Here is a 3,051-nt window from a genome sequence, read left to right as displayed (position 1 = left end):
GTGTGGGCGGTGGCGAGCGCGCGCAGCTGCTCGATCGCCGCGGACGCCGACTCGGCGCCGTACACCGCGGAGCCTGCGACGAAGACGTCGGCACCGGCATCCGCACACTGCTCGATCGTCGAGGCGGACACCCCACCGTCGACCTGCACCCACACCTCGCCGCCGTGGCGGCGCACGGCCTCGCGGACCTGCGAGACCTTGGACATCTGGTCGGCCATGAACGACTGGCCTCCGAACCCGGGTTCGACGGTCATGACGAGCACCATGTCGACCTCGGGCAGGAGGTCCTCGTAGGGCGCGAAGGGCGTTCCCGGCTTGACCGCGAACGCCGCCCGGGCACCAGCGGCGCGGATCGCGCGAGCGGTCGCCACGGCATCCGCGACGGCCTCGATGTGGAAGGTCACCGAGCGCGCCCCGGCCTCGGCGTACCCCGGGGCCCAGCGGTCGGGGTCCTCGATCATGAGGTGGCAGTCGATCGGGATGGGCGACACCCGCACCAGCGCCTCGACGATGGGCAGCCCGAGCGTGAGGTTCGGGACGAAGTGGTTGTCCATGACGTCGACGTGGGCCCAGTCGGCGTTGGCGATCGCCCCCAGCTCGCGCTCGAGGTTCGCGAAGTCGGCGGAGAGGATCGACGGTGAGATCAGCACGGGCGCAACCCTAGGCCGTGACGGTGTTCAGCGGCGACGCAGCAGGGCGAAGAACATCGCGTCGGTGCCGTGGACGTGCGGCCACAGCTGCACGTACGGCCCGTCACCCAGCCCGTCGACGGGCGCCCCGGAGGCGTCGGTGAACAGCGGTCGGGCGTCGACGACCTCGACGTCAGGGTGCTTCTTCAGCACGTCGGAGACGACGAACCTGGTCTCGGCGACGTGCGGGCTGCACGTGGCGTAGGCGACCACCCCACCCGGGGCGACGGCGGCCAGCGCCGAGGTCAGCAGCGCCCGTTGCAGCGGCGCCAGCTCGGCGACGTCGGAGGGCTGGCGGCGCCACCGCGCCTCGGGGCGGCGGCGCAACGCGCCCAGCCCGGTGCACGGGGCGTCGACGAGCACCCTGCCATAGGCGGCCGGCTCCTCCCCGCCCACGTCACGCCCGTCGGCCGTGCGCACCTCGACGCGCTGGCCGACCGACTCGGCGTGCCGGGTCAGGGCCGCGAGGGTGGTCCGCACGAGGTCGGCACGGTGGGGGGTCACCTCGACGGCGGTGAGGTCGGCGCCGTGCTGCACCGCCATCGCGCCGAGCACCCCGGCCTTGCCACCGGGCCCCGCGCACAGGTCGAGCCAGCGGTCCGGGACGTCGGGTCCCACCTCGGCCGCCGCCAGTGCCAGGGCCACCAGCTGGGAGCCCTCGTCCTGCACCGACGCCCGGCCCTGGCGCACGGCCGCGACGGCCCCGGGGTCACCGCTCTCGAGCACCACGCCGTGGGGCGACAGGGTGCTCTTGCGGGCCTCCGCGGAGGACAGGAGCTCGTCCACGTCCGACAGACCGGGCCTGGCGACGAGGTGGACGCGGGGCGGGTCGTTGTCGGCGGCCAGGAGCGCCTCGAGCTCGGTGTCGATCGTCTCGGCGGTGGCTCGCCCGTGCCCGAGCAGGGCGGCCCGCAGCGCGGAGACCACCCACTGGGGGTGGCTGTGGCGCACCGCGAGGGCGTCCACTCCCCCACCCTCGGGGACCACTGCCTCCTGCCACTGTTCGAGGGTCCTCTCGCTCATCCGGCGCATGACGGCGTTCACGAAGCTGCCCGCCCCGGCCCCCGCCACGACCTTGGACAGGCCCACCGTCTGGTCGGCCGCGGCGTGGGTCGACACCCGCATCCCCATGAGCTGGTGGGCCCCGAGGCGCAGCACGTCGAGCACCTGGGGGTCGATCCGCTCGGTCGGCCGGCCGGCAGCCTCGGCGATGACGGCGTCGTAGAAGCCCTGCCACCGGATCGTGCCGAAGGCCAGCTCGGTGGCGAAGGCGGCATCGCGGCCGGCGAGGTGGTGGCGCCGCAGGATGTCGGGCAGCTCGAGGTTGGCGTAACCACCCTCGGCGACGGAGCGCAGCAGGGTGTACGCGGCGAACCGGGTCGGCTCGGCCCGCCTGGTGCGCTGGGAGGGTGCGGTGGCGCTGCGCGCCCGTGGTCCACGCCCGCCGGATGCCGGTCGGCCGCCCGCGCGGTCGTCGCGCCGCTGCGGGCGGGAACCACCGCGGTCGTGGTGCTCGCGCTCAGCCATCGAAACGTTCTCCTGGGGTGATCCGGACGCCGCGGGCCCAGTCGGGCGCCGCCATCTCCTTCTTGCCGGGGGGACGCACCTCCCGCAGCTCGACGGGGGTGGACCCGGTGCCGACGAGCACCGAGCGCTTGGTGACGTGCAGCTCACCGGGGGCGAGCGTGAGGGAGGGTGCGTCCACGGAGTCCGCGGACGGCATCCGCGCTGCCGCCGTGGCGAGCCCGACGGGGCCGAGCTTGACGCGCTCACCGCGAAAGGTCGTCCAGGCCCCCGGGGCGGGCGTGCACCCGCGCACGTGCCGGTCGACGACGTGGGCGGGCAACCCCCACCGCACCTGCGCCTCGTCGGTCGTCAGCTTGGGGGCGTGGCTGACGCCGTCATCGGGCTGGGGCACGGCGTGGAGCGACCCGTCGGCGATGCCGTCCATCGTCGCGACGAGCAGGCCCGCGCCGGCGTGGGCGAGGCGGTCGAGCAGGATGCCGCTGGTGTCGCTCGGGCGCACCGTCTCGGTGAGGGTGCCGAGCACCGGCCCGGTGTCGAGCCCTTCCTCGAGCAGGAATGTCGTGGCGCCCGTGACGTCGTCACCGGCCATGATCGCGCGCTGCACGGGGGCGGCCCCACGCCAGGCCGGAAGCAGCGAGAAGTGCAGGTTGACCCAGCCGACCCGCGGCACGTCGAGCGCGGCGCGGGGCACGAGGGCACCGTAGGCGACGACCGGGCAGCAGTCGGGGTCGAGCTCGACCAGCCGCGCGTGGAAGTCGGGGTCGCGAGGTGAGACCGGGGTGAGCACCTCGAGACCGTGCTCGAGCGCCACCTCCTTGACCGGCGACGGTGCGAG

General features: G+C 74.6%; 3 protein-coding genes. All 3 read right to left on the bottom strand.

Going from position 1 to position 3,051, the window contains the following annotated elements:
* Positions 1 to 650, bottom strand: a 650-nt coding sequence (gene rpe, locus PLL68_RS13500) for a ribulose-phosphate 3-epimerase (protein ID WP_324534931.1), incomplete at its 3' end; no start/stop codon positions are given.
* A gap of 27 nt (positions 651 to 677) precedes the next feature.
* A complete protein-coding gene (locus PLL68_RS13495) occupies positions 678 to 2,216 on the bottom strand; it encodes an RsmB/NOP family class I SAM-dependent RNA methyltransferase (RefSeq protein ID WP_324534929.1) in 1,539 nt (512 codons plus the stop codon).
* Positions 2,209 to 3,051 (bottom strand): methionyl-tRNA formyltransferase (locus PLL68_RS13490; protein ID WP_324534927.1); only part of this gene is annotated, 843 nt, incomplete at its 5' end. The genes PLL68_RS13490 and PLL68_RS13495, both read right to left, overlap by 8 nt.

The organism is Ornithinibacter sp., assembly GCF_035443565.1.
Classification (GTDB): domain Bacteria; phylum Actinomycetota; class Actinomycetes; order Actinomycetales; family Dermatophilaceae; genus Fodinibacter.
The sequence above is the reverse complement of the archived record's forward strand: the minus strand, read 5'-3'. Positions and strand labels throughout refer to the sequence as shown.

Bases quoted from the DNA above. Each gene is read 5' to 3' on its own strand.
- PLL68_RS13495 (WP_324534929.1), bottom strand. From the start codon at position 2,216: ATGGCTGAGCGCGAGCACCACGACCGCGGTGGTTCCCGCCCGCAGCGG.